Origin of the sequence: Pseudomonas sp. B21-059, from assembly GCF_026016285.1 — a bacterium.
Classification (GTDB): Bacteria; Pseudomonadota; Gammaproteobacteria; order Pseudomonadales; family Pseudomonadaceae; genus Aquipseudomonas; species Aquipseudomonas danubii.
The window spans coordinates 6,550,300-6,568,368 of the sequence record NZ_CP087201.1 but is presented as its reverse complement, the minus strand read 5'-3'; the positions used below and the strand labels follow the sequence as shown (position 1 = coordinate 6,568,368).

Here is an 18,069-nt window from a genome sequence, read left to right as displayed (position 1 = left end):
TTACTGCCGAGTGTGCTGATCGATCAGGATGATCCGCCTTCTCGGTAAGGAGCCATCATGTCTCAACCCCGTGCCCGGATAGCCTCCCAGCTAGGGCTTGCCCTTGCCTTGATACTCGCCCTGGTGATCAGCGGCAGTACCCTGTTTGCCCTGCGTTCTCTGGATTCGGCGAATCTCGACACTAGAGAAGAGCACCTGGCCAGCGAAGCGCGCCTGCTGGCGGATCAGCTCAACACCTTTCACAGCAGCCTGCGCGAAAGCACCCAGCGCCTCAGTGGCTTGTTTGAAAACCGCTTCCGCAGCGGCCTGAGCCTGCATCCCGAACAACCGGTGAGTGTGGCTGGGGTCCAGACCCCGGGCCTGCACCTGGGGGACGTGGTGCTGAACAACAACTTCGAGGAAGTGGACGAGTTCAAGCAGATGACCGCCGGGGTGGCGACCCTGTTCGTGCGCAGCGGCGACGACTTCATCCGGGTCAGCACTTCCTTGAGCAAGCAGGACGGCAGCCGGGCCATTGGCACCTTGCTCGACCATGCCCACCCGGCCTATCAGAAACTCATGGCGGGGCAGGGTTATGTCGGCCGCGCGCTGTTGTTCGAGCGTTTCTACATGACCCAGTACACCCCGGTGCTGGATCGTGCCGGCAAGGTGATTGCCGTGTTGTTCGTTGGTTTTGACTACACCGATGCGCAGAACGCCCAGTTCGACAATCTCCAGCGCTTCCGCATCGGACACAGCGGCTCCCTGGCCTTGCTGGACGAGCAGCACAAATGGCTGGTGCCACCGGCGGGCGTGCAAGGACTGGATCAGGCCGCGCAGGTCATGACCGATGCAGCGCAGCAGCCGGGCAAGGGCCGCTTCTGGAGCGACCAGGGCGAAGACTTCTACAGCCTGGCGGTGCCTTTTGCCGGTGGTCCCTGGTCGGTGGTGGCGAGCATGCCCAAAGCCGAGATTCGGGCGGTGACCTGGAGCGTCGGCATCCGTCTGGTGATCGGCAGCCTGTTGGCGATGTTGTTGGCGGTGGGCGCCACGGTCTGGCTGCTGCGCAGCAAGCTGGCGCCCTTGAGTGATCTGGTGCGTCAGGCCCAGGCCTTGGGCGGCGGCGACCTGAGTGCGCGGTTGAATGTGTCCAGCCACGATGAGATTGGCCAACTGGCTCGCAGTTTCAACCAGATGGGTGAAGCCTTGTCGACTATGGTCGAGCACATCCGCCGTTCTGCCGCTGAGGTCAACGGCCGGGCCCAGGCCTTGTCCGGTCTGTCCAGCGGTGCCTATGAAGGCATGGAACAGCAGTCGGGCGAGATCACCAGCATGGCGGGGGCGGTGGAGGAGTTCAGCGCCACGTCGCTGAACATCGCCGACAACATGGGCAGCACCCAGCGCCTGGCCGAAGAAAATGCTCAGCAGACCCATATCGGCCGCGAGTCCATGGAGCAGGCGTCATCGTCCCTGGAGCAGATTGCCGGGGCGCTCAACAGCACGGCTACGGTAATCAATACCCTGGGCCAACGTTCCCAGGAGATCGGCGGAATTGTAGGGGTGATCACCGCGATTGCCGACCAGACCAACCTGCTCGCTCTCAACGCCGCCATCGAGGCGGCCCGTGCCGGCGAGCAGGGTCGCGGCTTCGCCGTGGTGGCCGATGAGGTGCGCAACCTGGCGTCGCGTACCCGCGAGGCCACCGACGAAATCTCGCAGATGATCAACAGCATCCAGCAGGAAACCGGCCATGCCATCGAGACCATGGAACAGGGCAACCGGCTGATGCAGGAAGGCTTGTCGCGCAACGCCGACGTGGCTTCGGCCCTGGCCCTGATCGACGAGCAGAGCCGCAGCGCCGGCGAGCAGTTCGCCGCCATCACCACGGCCACCCAGGAGCAGAGCAGCACCGCCACGGTGCTCAGCAGCAACCTGCAGAGCATTGCCCAGGCCAACAGCGAGCAACGTGAAGTGGTGTCCAACCTGGCGGTCACTGCCCGTGAGCTGGAAACACTGGCCGCCGACCTGCGTCAGGAAGTCGACCGCTTCCGCTGACAGTGGCCCTTTCGCCCCGCAACCCTGGGTTGCGGGGCAAGGTCCTGCTGCACGCCGGCGGCTATCGCATCCGGCGGTTCTGAGGTTTAGCGGGGTTCGGTCGGTTCACCCAGCCCCGGGTCAACGCGCTTGCCGATGTCCCGCAGGCGCGCCAGTTGATCGACCATGGTCGGAGCCTCGTCGACGCTGCTGACGAAGGTCCACAGATAAGTCATTACCGCATACACATGCCCGGCCTTGACCTCGGGTGACAGCGCCAGCTGACTGATGGCAATGACAAACAGAATCGCCGCCACGGCGCCCAGAAACAGATAGGCCGCCGCCTCCCGGTCCGAGAGCCAGATGCGCAGCCGCGACAGCAGCCGATAGTGGCGTTGCAGCGAGGCCGCGCCGACCTTGGCCACCAGGCCGATCTCCTTTTCCAGTCGATCGTTCAGGCGTTCGTGCAACTGCTGATTGCGCCGTGCAAAGCGCGGCAGCAGGGTGACGCACAGCAGCAGGGCTCCCAGGCAGGCCAGGCCGATCCAGGGTTCGATCACCAGCAGCATCACCGCGGCACCGACAATCGATACCAGGGCGGTGGCGATGGTCGGCACATGCTTTTCGAAGAAGTCGACGAACTCCCTGGCCAGCACCACCCGCGCCGCTGCCGTGGAAGTGTTTTGCTGCTGCAGGCGCTGATTGAGGATCACCGGCACCGCCAGGTCGGCGTAGATGCGGGTGAAGGTGCGGGTGTCCACCGCTCGCCGCGCGGCCCCCACGACCCAGAAGCCCAGCACCACCAGGGCGTAGATCAGCGCGTGGGTGGTGTCACCCCGCAGGATCGAGTCTACGGCGAACCCGGCAAACAGCGGGTAGGCCAGCAGCAGGGCGTTCTCTAGCGCCACCAGGGACAACGTGACAAACAGCTTGCCCGGGTACGCCCGGGCAATGGCCTTGAGCGTCTGGCCGGCCGATTGCTGGCCGATCTTTTGTGTGGGGTCGACGATAACGGATGGGGTGACGACAGACATGAGTGCACCACAGGTGTGATAACGGTTAATATTGAGCGACTGCTCAATTATCTTTGAGCGATCGCTCAAAATGCAAGCGCCGTCCATCTCGGCGTCAAGAGGCCCGATTGCCCATGTCCCGTAACGACCGTAAAGACCAGATCATCGGCGCGGCCCTGGAGTTGTTCCGCAGCAAGGGGTTCGCCGATGTCTCCACTCGCGACCTGGCCGAGCATGCCGGGTTGTCCCGTAGCCATGTCTATCACTACTTCAGCGATTGGAAGGAGCTGCGCCGCGAGGCCTTCATACGTTTTGCCAATGAGCAACTGGAGGCGGTGGGCGAACCGCTGCAAGGCGTCGCGCCCTTGGAGGCGCTGCAGGGTTTTCTTCGCGATTGCCTGCCCGATTCCGCCGAGGACGGCTGGGCGCTATGGCTCGATGCCTGGGACGAGGCCATGTATGACCAGGAGCTGGCCGAGGCCTACCTGAAGATCAACGGTCAGTGGCAGCAGATGTTGGCGCAGATCGTCCACCGTGGGGTCCAGGCCGGAGTGTTCCGCTGCTCCAGCCCCGAACGCGTGGCACGACAGTTGTTCGCGCAAACCATGGGCTACGCCGATGACCTGCTGCTGCGGGCCTCGCCCGAGGCTGCCGCGGCTGCCTTGGCAGAAGTCCTGGAAGTGGCGGGCTTGCTGTTGGGGTTCGAGGACTGAGGGCCTCAGTGCAAATGATGGGATCTTGTGGTGGTTAGCGCGATTTATTGGCTTGCTGAAACGATTCTTCAGCGCTATAAAAATCGTACAACTCCAATAAAGGCGATCCCTCGATGAAGTCCCTCAAACTGCTTGTCTCCCTCGCTGCGCTGAGCGCCGCTTCCCATGCCATGGCCTGGGACTATGTATTGCTCGACAGCGACAAGGCCGCCGACAACCTGCACCTCACCAGCCAGCAACTGGGGGTAAAGACCGAGCGGCCCTTTTCCGTGACCTTGCGCACCTTGCATGGCGGTCGCCAGGAAGGGGTGAGCATCATCGACATCGACAATGGCGTGATGAAGCTCTCGGTGGTGCCGACCCGGGGCATGAATGTGTTGCAGGCCTCGGTGGGCGATGTGCGCCTGGGCTGGGATTCACCGGTCAAGGAAGTGGTCAATCCGGCGTTCATCGAACTCAATGGCCGTGGTGGCCTGGGCTGGCTGGAAGGCTTCAATGAGCTGGTGACGCGCTGCGGCTACGAGTGGGTCGGGCACCCTGGCCTGGACAATGGTGAGTTGCTGACACTGCATGGCCGCGCGGCGAACATTCCCGCCAGCAAGGTCACCCTGCATATCGACGAGAAACCGCCTTACGCCATTCACTTGCGGGGCGAGCTCAAGGAGCAGGCGTTCAAGAAGGTCGATTTCAGTGTCGCCACCGAACTGGTTACCGAGCCCGGCAGCACCAGTTTCACCCTCAATGACCGGTTGACCAACAACGGTGATTATCCGAAGGAATACCAGGCGCTGTACCACAGCAACTTCAGCACGCCGTTCCTTGAGCAGGGGGCCAAGTTTGCGGCACCGGTGAAACAGGTCTCGCCCTTCAACGACAAAGCCAAGGCCGATCTGGCGGACTGGCAGACCTATCGCGGCCCGACCCGCGACTATGACGAGACCGTCTACAACGTCGTGCCTTATGCCGACGCCAAGGGCGAGACCCTGGCGGTGCTGCATAACAAGGCGGGCAGTCTCGGCGTATCGTTGGGCTTCAATACCCAGCAGTTGCCGGTGTTCTCGCTATGGAAGAACACCGACACCCAGGGCCAGGGTTATGTGACGGGACTGGAGCCGGGCACCAGTTTCTCTTACAACCGCCGCTATCAGCGTCCGCTGAATCTGGTGCCGACCATCGGCGCCAAGGAGCAACGGCAATTCCAGATCCGCTACAACCTGCTGGCGGACAAGGCCGCGGTGGATGATGCGCTGAGTCTTGTCGGCAAAATTCAGGATGGACGCCAGACCGAAGTGCGCCCCACGCCGCTGGTGGATCTGTCCAAGGAGTGATCCTTCAACCTGTGCTCGGCCGGTAATGCAGGGCTTCTGCCAGATGCTCGCGGTTGATCCGTGCCGCCTGCTCCAGGTCGGCCAGGGTCCGGGCCACCTTCAGCAGGCGGTGGGCGGCTCGTAGCGACAGGTCCAGGCGTTCGCAGGCCGCTTCCAGCCAGCGTTCGTCTGCCGTGGATAGCCGGCAATGGTGCCTCAGGCCGGGGAGGTCGAGATGGGCATTGGCGCAACCCTGGCGTTGCCGTTGCAGCTCGCGAGCTTGAGCCACCCGGGCGGCGGCGCTGGCACTGTCGTCCCCCGGTTGCGGCTCGGGGTTCAGGGCGGTGGCTTCGCGGGCCACGGTCAGGTGCAGGTCGATGCGATCGAGCAAGGGGCCGGACAGCTTGTTGCGATAGCGCTGGATCTGTTCCGGTGTGCAGCGGCACCGTCCGTTAGGGTCGCCAAGGTAGCCACAGGGGCAGGGGTTCATGGCGGCTACCAGTTGGAAGCGCGCCGGAAACTGTAGCCGGTCGCGGGCGCGCGCGATGACGATCTGGCCCGACTCCATGGGCTCGCGCAGAACCTCCAGGACCTTGCGGTCGAACTCCGGCAGTTCATCGAGAAACAACACACCGTGATGGGCCAGGGTGATTTCTCCCGGACGAGGTTTCGAACCGCCATGTAAAACACATCGTAAGATGAGAAAATACGATTAGTTTCTAGAGATCAATGAGAATGAAGAACGCTCTGCCCACTTTGCCGGTCCGCAGCATCGGCGTCAGCGGCCGTAGCGTCACAGGCATCGTACCGCTGATGGGTCGGTTCGAATCGACCCTTGAGCGCGACCTAATGGAGCTTGTCCGCTTTGATCGCCGCGTCAGCAGCTTCGTGGCTCAGCCCGTTAAGATCCAGTACAAGGGCGACGCCGGTGAAGATCGGTCGTACACGCCCGACGGCCTCATCACCTTCCAGACATCGGCCTCATCACCGCAGCCGATCCTCTATGAGGTCAAATACCGAGCGAATTTTCGTGAGCAGTGGCGAAACCTGTTGCCCAAGTTCCGTGCGGCAAAATCGTACTGCGCTCAGCGGGGGTGGCGTTTTGAGGTGTACACGGAGCGAGAAATTCGCACGCCCTATTTGGATAACGTCAAATTTCTGTGGCCGTTTCGAAACCGAGAGCCTGGCCCGTTTCTGCGCGCTCAGGTCTTGGAGGTGCTCGAAGGCTGCAACGAAGTCAGTGTGAGCAATCTCCTTGCGATGTTAGCCCCAAATCCCAAAGTACGCGGAGAGCTTATCCCTGTCTTGTGGCATCTGGTCGCCAATGGCGCCGTTTGTTGCGACCTGAATATCCCGTTAAGCATGAAAGCTGTGCTTACTATCGGGGAGGTAGTGAAATGAAAACTATCAAACCAGGTCAGTTGGTCTACTGGAGAGATTCGGCTTCGATAGTTGTTGAACTCAAAGGTCTGATTGAGGCTGTAATTCGCAGTGTTGAGGATTCCTCGATCGAGGTAGTGCGCTGTGCGGACCTCAAGTCCAGTCCAGAGGTCGGCCCGACTAGAGATTCGTCACATTTAACCCAGGATCAAGCGACTTGGGATGAGACTCTTGAGCGGTTTGCAATCATCAAACCGCTATTGCAGGGGCGTCGGAGTGTGGAAGATGTCAAGAATGCTGCGGAGCGCTCAGGCAAGAGTGTTCCCACCATCTATAGATGGCTGAAGCGATATGAAGAAACAAATCTTGTATCTTCTCTATCCAAGTCGCCCCGCTTTGACAAAGGTCAGTGGCGCTTACCCAAAGAAGTCCAAGACGTCATAGATGAGCAGATTGAGGCGTATTATCTCAAAAAAGAACGGCGAAATGTCACCCAGTTGCACACACGTATTCGGGAGATTTGTAAATCTCGCGGCTTGCCCGAGCCGCATCTTAATACTATTTACGGGCGAGTTAGTAATATTGAGGACGGTGTTAAGGTCAGGAGGCGTTATGGGTCCAAAGCCTACCGTGATAATATATCGCCTACCTTAGGTGAGTTTCCTGGCGGCGATTATCCAAACGCGGTTGTACAAATTGACCATACGCCGGTGGATGTCATTATCGTTGATGAGCAACACCGCTTACCCATAGGTAGGCCATATCTTACGATTGCTATTGATGTTGCTACAAAGATGGTCACTGGATTTTGCCTGACGCTGGAACCGCCCAGCGCGCTTTCGGCTGGTCTGTGCATCGCGCATGCGGTGCAAGAGAAATCTAATTGGCTAGCTAAGAGGGATATTCTCGCTGAATGGCCGATTCATGGGAAAATGGCAAAAATTCATGTCGATAATGCTAAAGAATTCCGTGGCACGATGTTGCAAAGAGCCTGTGCGCTGCATGACATAGTCTTAGAGTACAGGCCCAGGCATCAGCCAAACTATGGTCCACATGTAGAGCGTGCTTTTCGGACCTTTATGACTGAGTGTCATACGCTGGAAGGAACGACCTTTTCAAACGTCAAAGCCAAGGCTGATTACAATTCGGAACAAAAGGCGTGCTTAACCTTGGATGAGTTGGAGCTTTGGTTCACAACTTTCTTTGTTTACTCTTACCATAATGCTAAGCATTCAGGTAACGGTGGGATTCCACCTATCAAGAAATTCGCTCAGCTTGTGTATGGCTCGGATACACAGCTGGGGGTTGGACTACCAGCTAGGGTCGAGGATGAGGAGACGTTTCGCCTAGATTTTACGCCATACCTCGAAAGAACCATACAGCAGACTGGCGCGCTGGTTAACTACATCCATTATTATTCGCCGGTTTTGCGTAAATGGATCAAGGCGATAGATCAGAATACAAACAAAGCCAAGAAATTCATCTTTGCATACGATCCGAGAGATATAAGTGTTGTTTACTTCTTGGACCCAGACACAAAAACCTACGTTCCGATCCCATACCTGAATAGTGCTCGGCCAGCGATCAGCTATTGGGAGCTCAAGGCCGCGCTGAAGCGTATAAAGAATGACCCTAGTAACGAGCCAGATGAGGAAAAGATTTTTCACGGAGTTACGCTGATGCGGAAAATTGAGGAAAATGCTATTGAAAGTACACGGTTAGCTAAGGCTCAACGGACCAGAGAAAAGAGGAGTCTGCGGAATGCTCAAAGGCGCAGGCAGTCTTTGGGTGTTCATCAGATATCTAAGGCTGATTCCCGTGTCGAAGTTCCGGAGGACTTAGATCCGTTCGACGAAGTGATCACGCCGTTTGACGATATAGAGTTGGGGTGATTCATGACCAGCTATCAATATCTACATCCTGAAGCCCTCAAACTCGTTGAGCAGGATGCGGAGGCGCGAAGCCTATGGATTGCCAACCGACGATGGATCGGGTATCCACAAGCTAATGCCATCCTCAAAAAGCTCGACCGGTTGCTCGTCCATCCGCGGCAAACACGCATGCCTAACATGCTCATCGTAGGTAACACTAATAACGGTAAATCAAACTTGGTTGATAAGTTCGTTGGGCGCAATTTGCCCGACGAAAATCCGAGTGGTGAGCACATCGTGTGTCCAGTGCTTAAAATAGAAACTCCTCCAAGCCCGACGGAGGCAAGTATCTATTCGGAAATACTTGGGAAACTTTTTGAGAAGGATCCTGCATCATCTACCAATGCTAAGCGCATGCGCGTTATAAAGGTTTTGAGGGAAATTCAACTAAAGGTTCTCGTTATTGATGATCTTCACAATATGCTCGCGGGTACATCCGTAAGGCAGCAACAATCTCTGAACATGTTGAAGTATCTGGGTAACGAACTTCAAATTTCCATAGTAGGTTGCGGTACTGGCGATCTGCTCCGTGCAGTCAGCATCGATCCGCAGATCCAGAACCGGTTTCCTCCCGAGTTTCTACCGAAGTGGGAAATGAACAAGGAATTCCTACAGCTCTTGATGTCCTTTGAGCGATTGCTGCCATTGCGGCAGAAGTCGGCGTTACATGAGCGGCCGTTGGCAGCCAAGGCATTGGCCATGTGTGAAGGTTACATAGGGGAGCTGTCGCTGTTGCTCAACGCCGCGGCAGAGTACGCAATTGAGTCTGGTGAGGAAAGGATCACAGCTGAGGTAATGAACGAGTGTGGGTATCTCTCACCCAGTGATAGGACGCAAATGGCATCGAGGATCTAGCATATGCTCCCAATCCATCCACAGCCGTTGTCGGATGAGCTTCTGACCTCTTGGATGGTGCGGCTGGCTTTTGCTAATGGTTTTGCCTTGCACACCTTTTACTCCAATCTGCTGGGGTACAGGGCGCCTATCTGGAATCGCGATTCTGATCGCCATCCTCCGTCAGCTCTGCTCGACTGCTTATCCACCGCGACGGGGCGGCCGGTCGAGGAGCTAAGAGGCCTGACCTTGGGCTGCTATGAGGGATTCATTTTTGAACACTTTGTTGTTAGTGGAGATGTCCCATTTCTGCTCCCCACCGGTCTTTATCACCGCACCCGTCGCAGGGCGGGCATACAGTTCTGTCCCATCTGCCTGAAGCTCGATCCGGCACCGTATTATCGTCGCCACTGGCGTTTAGCACTCTCTACTGTGTGCACAGCGCACGATTGCTTTCTGGAGCAGATTTGCCCCTCCTGTGGGTCGCCGGTGGTCTTCCACCAGCACGGGATAGGTCGCTCAAAACTAATCGCCGGAAGTGCGTTGAGCATCTGTAGCAAATGCGATTTCAGATTAGGCGATACCCAGCCCAGGTTCATGGACTGCGCAAACAATGCGGTCAGTCGGATGCTCCTCACCATCACCCGTGCGGTTCAGCTTGGAGACTGGAACGGCTTCTTCCAAGGGCTGCCGCTGAGTCTGTCATTTTTTACAGGCCTGCGAGTACTTTTAGGCCTGATATGCGGAAGACACGGCCGACGATTACGCGCCGTGTTGAGCGGGATAGTCGGGATAGAAGTCGCCCCGGTGGCCCATCTAGATTTTGAGTATCAGTCACTGGAGGCGCGATACGCTTTGCTACGAGCTGCAGCGGCCCTTCTGGTCGATTGGCCAGCGCTCTTCTATGATACTTGCAGCCAGGCGAAGCTCACTCGCTCACGCCTTACGGACTCATTCTCGACAATGCCGTACTGGTTGCGCATTCAGGTCGACCAATATCTTGATACCCGGTCGTACCTACCCCACGCTGAGGAGGTCGAATCTGCAGCTTGCTATCTGCAAGGTGCTGGGGTGGCCGTCTCCGGCTCATCTCTCGGTGCTTTGCTAGGCTTGAAGAGGGATGTCGCCCGCAGGGCATTTGTACAGTGGAAAGAATGTCAGCCAGAAGCACCAGGCGCTTGTCTGGGACTACGGCCCCCATGTCATGCTCCCCGCGACGGTTAAATGCCAAGACCCGAAAGATGGGACCTTATCATCGAAATCCCTGACGAAATGCTCCAGGCAATCGGTGTTGTTGTAGGCGACGAGCTCAGTATTGAAGTGGTCGACGGCGTGATTCTGTAGAGACCGCTCAGTAGTGCCACTCCAGGGCTAGGAGTGTAACGCGAGGCAACAGCTTCACCAGGCCCCGTACAGCCAGTTGTCCTACTACCTGGATATTTCGGCTGGGAGATCTCGCGCGTAGCCTTCGATCAACTCGATCAGTTCAACATGCTTGGGGAACTCTGTTTTCAGCCAGCCGCTTGGCACAAAGTGATGATCCAGGTGCACCGCAGTGCTCTGTCCATCGCCGCAGGCACACAGCATCACATTCATCTCGGTTTCATCTCCAGCCATCGCCGCGGGGACGAACACGATTCCCATTTCACTCACCCCAAATGAGCGTCTCCATTCGGGATAGCGCTTTCCATCGGGGTTGGATACTGCATACCACTGAATACTGTTCATTGGTGTCTCTCAAAGGGAATTAATGTCGGGTGTGGTAGATCTTCGCCGTCGATTGCCGCCCAACACCCGCTCCAGCACTGTGGTCGGGGCATCCGGCGCACTGAGGATGACATACCACTCAGAGAGTCGTTTTGTGTCGGCTTTCCGACGGCGGTCTGTGCTGCCGTCTCTGCCTCTCCATCATCGAATGCGCTATTCACGGATTGCTTGGCGATTAGATGGCGTGCATTGCAGTCACAGGAGAAAGGGTGATCGCCGTTGTGGAACCGGTCTTGGGCTTCCCAGCCACAAGGCCGGGGGGGCGAGGTTTGCCGCATTGGGGACAATAAACAGGTTGGCCGTCGATGAGGTAGTGCATGGCTGAGTTCCTTTCGCCTGTCCGATGTGAAGTCGCTGTCATGCCTCGCCGGTCACTGGCTAGGCGCGGCATTGTCGTGAACGCCGTATGCCGCTGTCCACCAAAGGTACAAATGTTCAAAGCTCCAGTACGTGAGGCTTCACGGGACAGAGCGGGATCGGGCGCTCAAAATGGTCAGGATCTATGCGAATCACTAACGCATAAAAGCGTAACGGTTTTTGCCTAATACGCTACACTATCGCGAAATTCCGAAACAGTTTACCCCGTGAGCGAATCATCCCGTGGAATACCTCTCTGAAATCTTGAAGATCCTAGATGGGGCCCTCAAGGCGAATGCCAGCATGGCTTCGAACTATGCCGGCCTTCTGGCCGACAAGCTTGAAAGCGATGGCGACAGACGCCAGGCGCGCATGATTAGAGAGCGACTGGCACGCGCACCCACTGCGCTTGCAACCGCCCAGGATGCCGCCAATGGTTTCAGCTTCTCCAACTTGCCCACCGATGGTGAAAGTCATTTGCACACGGTGGATGTGAGTAGCCCCGCGCTGGACAAGGAGTCGCTGCTGCTTTCGAGCGCGGTGGCGAGCCGAGTGGATGAGTTTCTGGCCAATATTCGCCGGTTTGACGATTTGGCGCGTGTGGGAGCTGCCACGGCCTGCCGCCTTCTGACTTATGGCCCACCTGGCACCGGAAAAACCAAGCTTGCGCGTTATGTCGCTGCGCACTTGGAGCTGCCTTTGCTGACCGTGCGTTGTGACACCTTGGTGAGCAGCCTCCTTGGTCAGACCAGCCGAAATCTTCGGCGGGTGTTCGAATATTCGCAGCAGCAGCCGTGCGTTCTCTTCCTGGATGAATTCGATGCGTTGGCCGGTGCCCGCGGTAACGAGAGGGATGTCGGTGAGCTGCAGCGTGTGGTGATCTCGTTGTTGCAGAACATCGATGCGGTCCCGGAGAGCACCATCATCGTGGCGGCTACCAACCATGACCAGCTACTCGATCCTGCTATCTGGCGTCGCTTCAGCTTCCGCATTCCCATGGCTGAGCCGGATGGATATCTGCGCAAATTGCTTTGGAAGCAATACTTGGAGCCGTTCAGTTCGGAAACTCTGGATCTGGACAACCTAGCCAAGGTCTCGAAGGGGATAACCGGGGCTAATATTGAGCAGGTATGCCTCGACACTAAACGAGGGGTCGTTCTTTCGAATCAGTCAGCCATTGACGAGGACGATCTTCTTCGCCGCCTGGGTTTGAATCTTGCGCTAGGTGCTGGCCGAGTGCTATCTACTGTCGAGTCAGAAATTCGGTGGCTTAATGGATGGGCGCCCAGGTACTTCTCTCTGAGGACGCTTGGAAGACTGTACGACCTGTCGACTAGGCAAATAAGAAAGATCCTCAAGGAGGAGATCGGCAGTGGCTCGCAAGAATGTACCCGCTCGGGAGTCGTTGAATGCGAGGGTTGAAAACCCTTTCATACACATTCCGTTTCAGGCAAAAGACCTCTCTTCGATTGAGCGGACTGGTGGAGGCGGCGGCAAAGAGCTCGTAGTCGTCGATGACGCATACCGCGCCGCTCTTTCGAAAGCGCTAATTCAAGCCTCCAGTGCACTTTCTCACGAGCAGACGCTTCATCCCCAAGCACTCTCGCACTTGGTTCTCAAGCTCCGAGATACCGGCATCGCCAAAAGCCACCGGCCTGTTCAGCTTGCCCAAGAGGCCGAGCTGGAACCGGCTGGTCATGCCAGGATCGATGAGATGCTGGTCGGTGCTTCTGCCAGCAGCTTGACCCAGTTCAATCGAGTCATTCTCAAGCGGAATACCCAGGCAATCCGCTGCAATCTAAGCGCGATTGAATCGATTGAACCTTGGGATCGTAAGCGTCGAAACCCTCAGGGTAGCCAGCAGCTGCTGGAACATGGACGAGCTGTTATGAGGCTATTTCAGTATCAGCACGATCGCTTGAACGAGCTCAACTTCGAGTCCGTGCTGAGCACGTTAAAGTCGCTTTCTCTGCCATTTATCGAGATTGCCCAAGGCCGCGGACTACCTATCATTGGCATCCAGGATTTGGACGGTGTCGGCGACAGCGGGCTCGATGTGCTTCTGGACTTGCCGGGAATTCGTACGATTTATGCCGAGCCGGTTTTCCATCCGCGGAACACGGTAGTTGTCCCTCAAAGCGGTACGAGTGCTACTCAAGCTTCCGCTCAGGAAATAGCGTTGCCGACTGTAGCGGTGTTCGACACAGGTGTAAGCAAAGACAGATCGCCAATCGCGGCGTATGTAAAGTCACACGACACCTACGTCCTTCCGCCAGACACTAATTATGAGCATGGCACCGCAGTGGCATCGCTGGTCGCTGCGGGGTCTTTCTACAACGATAAGCACGCATGGATTCCGTCAACGCCGGCTTTCATTCATGACGTCTGCGCCCTTGAGGCAACTGGGTCACACATGAGCGACCTGGAGCTTCGACTGCAGGAGGCCGTACGTCGACGGCCTGATGTGAAGATCTGGAACCTGTCCGTTGGTGGGGATCCATGCGACGAGAGTAACTTTAGTGACCTATCGATGACGCTCGATGAGCTGAGCGACAAGTATCAGGTTCTCTTCGTCGTGGCAGCGGGAAATTACAACGACCTTCCCCGTCGTAATTGGCCGACTCCATCAGCGCTCAAGGACAGGATCTCCACACCCGGTGAGTCCGTGCGCTCGCTGACCGTCGCTTCGGTAGTGCATATCGATGCAATCGACGGCCTCACCGCAGCCGGGCAGCCGGCCCCGTATTCACGCTGTGGTCCTGGCCCTGTTTTCACGCCTAAGCCTGACCTGGCTCATGTTGGCGGTGGTGTCCACGCCCCTTGGGCCGCTGGTACATCGAGTCTCAAAGTCCTGGCTCCGCAGGGACACTTGTACTCCTCGTTCGGCACGAGTTATGCCGCGCCGTTGGCCTCATGTATGGCTGCCCATGCTTGGCAGGCTCTGGCGGGGCGTCCCAATCCCAGCCCCTCACCATCGCTGGTCAAGGCGCTCATGATCCATTCGGCACAACTGGCGTCACCGGATTATGACTCTTACCAGCGTCGGTACTTTGGTGCTGGCCGCCCCGATGACGTGTTGAGGGCCCTCTACGATTCGGACGACTGCTTCACCCTCGTTTTCCAAGCGAATTTAGTTCCTGGAAATATGCGCTGGAGAAAATCGCCTTATCCTATGCCAGATGTCCTGATCGAGGATGGAAAATTCCGCGGCGAAATTATTATGACTGCCGTTTACGCGCCGCCCCTGGACCCTAACGCAGGTAGCGAGTATGTACGAGCAAACGTTGAGTTGAGCTTCGGCACGATCGAAGGCGACAACATCACCGGCAAAGTGCCGATGGAGAGCGAGGAAGGCCAAAGCGGCTACGAAAGCGCACAAATCTCAAGCGGCAGCAAGTGGTCTCCGGTGAAGGTTCATCGTAAGGCCTTCCCGCGAGGGGTAGCTGGTAATGTCTGGGGGCTGCAGGCGTCTGCGCTTTTGCGTGCGTATGAACCTGCGCTCACGGAAGCCTTGCCGGTGCACATCATCGTCACTGTAAGGTCGCTCGATGGCGATCTGCGCGTACGGGCTGCCGGCATGCGCGCGCTCGCGCAGAGTAACTGGGTCAACACTCCATTGCCTCTGCGTGTCCCAGTCAACGTTATCAACCGCTGAGCTTGGGGGCTTCACGCTCTATTTGTAGGCTTTGGGGATGAATGCAATCGTGGAGTCCTGAGTGCTAGATGTAGTTGGTGAGTATGTTATGAAACCTCCTAAAAATGCGTGTTTTGCTTATTTGCTAGGAAACTATGAATGCAGACGATTTTTTCACTGGGCACACGGCAGCTTAGAAGTTTTGGTGAAAACCAGACGCCAATCCCGATAAAACCGATCAACATTTTTGTGGGGAAGAATAGCTGTGGTAAAAGTACGTTCTTACGTACGTTTCCTTTATTGCGTCAGTCGATACAGGCAAATACGAAATCACCAATCTTGTGGTTTGGTGATTTAGTCGATTTTGGTGACTTCAATACTGCACTTCACGATGGCGGTGAAGAAATATCTTTTGATTTCAATACCAGAATTGAAATGGATGAAAAAGAAGAGGGGTGGGCGTTAGCTACGCTTCTCAGTTCTTCAGGATTTCACAAGAAAAGCTATGCATATGATGTGTGTGTAAGCATATCTATAAGCAAAGTCGCGGAGAAACAATTAAAAACAAGAGTTTCGTTTGTTGTAGAAAACACAAAAATAGAGCTAGTCTATAACAATAATGCGGTGGAACTTGTCGCGGCCACGAACATTAAATATGGTATGCAGTTTACGTTCAGTGGGAAGCTAGTTACGGAGCATGGCTCATTGCTTCCGTTGGCCGTTCGCGGCTTGCGTGAAGTAAAGGGTGAGAATGATGTTAAACATTATACGATAACTAATCCGATTCCCTCTGAAGCATCAAGTTACTTGTCAAAGTACCTCGCAAGCTTTCATCATGGTACGAAAAAGGCAACTCGATTGCGTGCGGAGTGTGACGAGCTATCGATATTACCATCTGAAGAGCTGCGCAGGAAAATAGCTCAAACATTTTCTAAAGATAGGCACTTTCAAAAAAGTCTAGAAGCAGAGCATGAAAGAATTACTGAGATAAGCTTTACTCTACTAATGGCAAAAGGTTTGGATAGACTGCTGGCCTCTGCAGACAAGCTGTTTAGTGAGTTTTTCTCCGGTGTAAGGTATCAAGGACCTTTGAGAGCTGCGGGAGAGCGCTTCTATCGATATCAAGATTTAAGAGTGGATGAGGTCGACCATACAGGTGGAAATCTACCTATGGTTATCAACTCGCTGGAATCAATAGAGCAAGCGCAGTTGAGTAAATGGATTCTGGAATATTTTGGCTTTGAGCTAAAGCTGATGTCAAATGGGCTTCACTATGAGCTTCTTATTCGTGAGGAAGAGGATAAAAAGTTCCATAATATCAGTGATATGGGCTTTGGCTACTCCCAGATTCTTCCAGTAATAGTTTCGATCTGGTTAGAGTCAGTGTCCACGGGGCGCTCTAGAAGATTTAGGGTGTCACAACAATCTGTGCCAAGAATAATTGTCCTAGAGCAGCCTGAGCTTCATCTTCATCCAGCGCTTCAGTATAAATTTGGCAGATCACTAGCAAGAGTTATGAGTATAACCAAGAGGCCGGATTTATATTTTGTAATAGAAACGCATAGTAAGCATCTGATTGACGCTCTCGGTGAGGCTGTTCGAGAGAAAGAAGTCTCCGGATCTTCGGTCAATATAACTCTTTTTCAAAAGCTCGACGATGGCATAACAGAAACAAAAATTTCTGGCTTTGATGAAGACGGTTATTTGGTCAACTGGCCTGTTGGGTTCTTGTCTCCTGAATATGATTATTAATATTCCTAGCAAGCTAGACTTGCACATAAATCGCGAAGATAAAATAATTGCCTTGGAGAATATTATTAAATCTCACGGCGAGGGGAAACATCTGGTATGGATGCATGCAGCAACCATTAAAGAGCTGAGTCAGATAGAAGAGTTTGGGCATTTCACGAAGCGCACGCTCAATGCTTTAATTAGTCAAAGCACTGAATACGCATACATACATAAGCAGTTTGATTTTTATGTATCTGTAAATTTTGAGGATAAACATGCTTTAAGTTATTCGGATGGAGTTCTGAATGCTGGCTATCTTAAGTTTCGAGACAGTACATCTACACAGCAACCAATTTTGTTAGCGGAAAATGACCATGACGGGGAAATTTATTCATGGGGGGCAAAAACCTACCTCCAGATTAAAGGTCTAAACAATCTAAAGTTTAACATTGAAATATTGTCGGGTGGGGGCAGTACTACTTACGATTGTTTTATTAGGTTGAACTCTGGACTGCGCTTTTTCACATGTTATATTGATAGCGATAAGTGCCATCCGAAGTGGCCGCTAGGAGGTACGGCTGCTCGATTTAAATATATACCGCCAGGTTATAAAGAGCGGAGGTATTTGGAGATATTGGAATGCCATGAAGTTGAAAATATAATACCTCGGAAAATCTTGGAGGCGCTTTGTAAAGAAAAGCTCGAAAGTAGCTTGGTCCATAAAATAGAGAATATTTCTTTTAGGGCTTACCCAGATCATAAAATTGGAATAACTGTAGGGGCCGCGTTAGCCAACGATAAGGCCCATCATGATAGGTATTGGGAAAAATTCAAAGATGTTGACCCAGATACCGAACTTTGTCCTGGATTCGGGGAAGGGCTTTTGAAACAAAGCGTAGATTATGTCAGTAAGTTGTCGCCGAAGTCGTCAAAATCCCATGTGGATGAAGAGGTTGATTCTAAGTGGTTAGAAGTTAGTAAGGCTATCGCTTCATGGGGGGTTTCTGGTCGTGGCCTTTTGAGTTAAAAAGAACATTAGTGTAATGGAATATAGCCGGGACTGTCGATGGCTCGGCTATCCAAGCCGGATTTAGTCCGGCCCTAGTACACGTGTGCTTCTGTGAAGCTGTATGGCAAGTGTGTCGCTCTTATCGTCGCAAATAGCTGCCATTCTGATGAAAATTTCGTTTTCAGTTGGAAGTAGCGCTGAAAGAAGCAAGGGGGAATGCTGGTGGCTAGTTGCGTTTATAATTCTGCCAATTTTGAGCATTTTGTAAGGATAGCGAGCAGCTCGTATGGCCCTACGGCTCGAAAGTAGAAGCTCTGTCGTTTCAGACTCGCGAAGTGTAAGTCCTGCTGCTGGGTGACAGGGGTGATTAGAGTTTGCAT

Annotated in this window: 13 protein-coding genes and 1 pseudogene; 11 read left to right on the top strand and 3 right to left on the bottom strand. The window is 54.8% G+C overall.

Translation table 11 applies throughout. From position 1 onward, the window contains the following. Positions 1-57 precede the first annotated feature (57 nt). Entirely contained in the window at positions 58-2,034 is a 1,977-nt protein-coding gene (locus LOY69_RS29355; protein WP_110594236.1) for a methyl-accepting chemotaxis protein, read from the top strand. An 86-nt stretch (positions 2,035-2,120) separates the two neighbouring features. Here LOY69_RS29355 and LOY69_RS29350 read toward each other — a convergent pair whose 3' ends face one another. Further along, positions 2,121-3,047: an ABC transporter six-transmembrane domain-containing protein gene (locus LOY69_RS29350; RefSeq protein WP_170002931.1), complete on the bottom strand. Its 927-nt coding sequence runs from the start codon at positions 3,045-3,047 to the stop codon at positions 2,121-2,123. A gap of 113 nt (positions 3,048-3,160) precedes the next feature. On the opposite strand from LOY69_RS29350, the gene LOY69_RS29345 reads away from it, so the two are divergent. Then, positions 3,161-3,739 (top strand): TetR/AcrR family transcriptional regulator, encoded by a 579-nt coding sequence (locus LOY69_RS29345; RefSeq protein WP_102881272.1) that lies wholly within the window; start codon positions 3,161-3,163, stop codon positions 3,737-3,739. 113 nt (positions 3,740-3,852) lie between these two features. Further along, positions 3,853-5,067: an aldose 1-epimerase family protein gene (locus tag LOY69_RS29340; RefSeq protein WP_102862238.1), complete on the top strand. Its 1,215-nt coding sequence runs from the start codon at positions 3,853-3,855 to the stop codon at positions 5,065-5,067. A gap of 4 nt (positions 5,068-5,071) precedes the next feature. Here the strand turns inward: LOY69_RS29340 and LOY69_RS29335 are convergent. Then, positions 5,072-5,725: pseudogene (locus LOY69_RS29335) on the bottom strand (ATP-binding protein); the annotation flags it as partial. A gap of 56 nt (positions 5,726-5,781) precedes the next feature. On the opposite strand from LOY69_RS29335, the gene LOY69_RS29330 reads away from it, so the two are divergent. The 4 genes from LOY69_RS29330 to LOY69_RS30730 are packed head-to-tail and all read left to right on the top strand — an operon-like array spanning position 5,782 to position 10,415. Beyond that, the gene (locus tag LOY69_RS29330) at positions 5,782-6,447 is read left to right on the top strand and encodes a TnsA endonuclease N-terminal domain-containing protein (protein ID WP_265073924.1); all 666 of its coding nucleotides are present in this window, start codon (positions 5,782-5,784) and stop codon (positions 6,445-6,447) included. Then, the gene (locus LOY69_RS29325; RefSeq protein WP_265073923.1) at positions 6,444-8,318 is read left to right on the top strand and encodes a Mu transposase C-terminal domain-containing protein; all 1,875 of its coding nucleotides are present in this window, start codon (positions 6,444-6,446) and stop codon (positions 8,316-8,318) included. Before LOY69_RS29330 ends, LOY69_RS29325 begins: the two co-directional genes overlap by 4 nt. A gap of 3 nt (positions 8,319-8,321) precedes the next feature. After that, entirely contained in the window at positions 8,322-9,212 is an 891-nt protein-coding gene (locus tag LOY69_RS29320; protein WP_265073922.1) for a TniB family NTP-binding protein, read from the top strand. A 3-nt stretch (positions 9,213-9,215) separates the two neighbouring features. Then, positions 9,216-10,415 (top strand): TniQ family protein, encoded by a 1,200-nt coding sequence (locus LOY69_RS30730; protein WP_413787136.1) that lies wholly within the window; start codon positions 9,216-9,218, stop codon positions 10,413-10,415. A gap of 204 nt (positions 10,416-10,619) precedes the next feature. Here the strand turns inward: LOY69_RS30730 and LOY69_RS29315 are convergent, their stop codons facing one another. Continuing rightward, complete coding sequence (locus LOY69_RS29315; RefSeq protein WP_232894407.1) at positions 10,620-10,919, bottom strand: hypothetical protein; 300 nt, start codon at positions 10,917-10,919, stop codon at positions 10,620-10,622. A 639-nt stretch (positions 10,920-11,558) separates the two neighbouring features. On the opposite strand from LOY69_RS29315, the gene iteA reads away from it, so the two are divergent. The 4 genes from iteA to LOY69_RS29295 all read left to right on the top strand — a co-directional run bounded on the left by iteA (position 11,559) and on the right by LOY69_RS29295 (position 17,707). After that, positions 11,559-12,737: an anti-phage ATPase IteA gene (gene iteA / locus LOY69_RS29310; protein ID WP_265073921.1), complete on the top strand. Its 1,179-nt coding sequence runs from the start codon at positions 11,559-11,561 to the stop codon at positions 12,735-12,737. After that, complete coding sequence (gene iteS / locus LOY69_RS29305) at positions 12,688-14,970, top strand: S8 family anti-phage peptidase IteS (RefSeq protein ID WP_265073920.1); 2,283 nt, start codon at positions 12,688-12,690, stop codon at positions 14,968-14,970. Before iteA ends, iteS begins: the two co-directional genes overlap by 50 nt. A gap of 138 nt (positions 14,971-15,108) precedes the next feature. Further along, the gene (locus tag LOY69_RS29300; RefSeq protein ID WP_265073919.1) at positions 15,109-16,701 is read left to right on the top strand and encodes an AAA family ATPase; all 1,593 of its coding nucleotides are present in this window, start codon (positions 15,109-15,111) and stop codon (positions 16,699-16,701) included. After that, positions 16,691-17,707 carry a hypothetical protein gene (locus tag LOY69_RS29295; RefSeq protein WP_265073918.1) on the top strand — a complete coding sequence of 339 codons (1,017 nt, stop codon included), beginning with the start codon at positions 16,691-16,693 and terminating at the stop codon, positions 17,705-17,707. Before LOY69_RS29300 ends, LOY69_RS29295 begins: the two co-directional genes overlap by 11 nt. The last annotated feature ends 362 nt before the right edge of the window (positions 17,708-18,069 follow it).